Annotated in this window: 1 tRNA gene; it reads left to right on the top strand. The window is 55.0% G+C overall.

The features are described from left to right. Positions 1-212 precede the first annotated feature (212 nt). Positions 213-288, top strand: a tRNA-Glu gene (locus ACCD07_RS32320). Position 289 lies beyond the last annotated feature (1 nt).

The raw sequence follows: 289 nt of genomic DNA, 5'->3' as shown, positions 1-289 counted from the left end.
CCATCGTCTAGAGGCCTAGGACATCACCCTTTCACGGTGAGTACGGGGGTTCGAATCCCCCTGGGGACGCCAGGATTGCAAAAGCCGCCTCGAGCGGCTTTTTTGTTACCCATTCGTTGTGTGACGGCCAATGTTTCGGGTTTTTCCTGTAAAAACAACGGCTTGGTATTGCCTTCGGCGAATTTCACTGCTATGATTCGCGCCTTGGAAAAGTCCCCATCGTCTAGAGGCCTAGGACATCACCCTTTCACGGTGAGTACGGGGGTTCGAATCCCCCTGGGGACGCCAG

The sequence above is a fragment of the Duganella sp. Dugasp56 genome (assembly GCF_047304105.1).
GTDB lineage: Bacteria > Pseudomonadota > Gammaproteobacteria > Burkholderiales > Burkholderiaceae_D > Rugamonas > Rugamonas hordei.
Note: the sequence above shows the minus strand (reverse complement) of the source record. Positions and strands in the feature narration are given on the sequence as shown.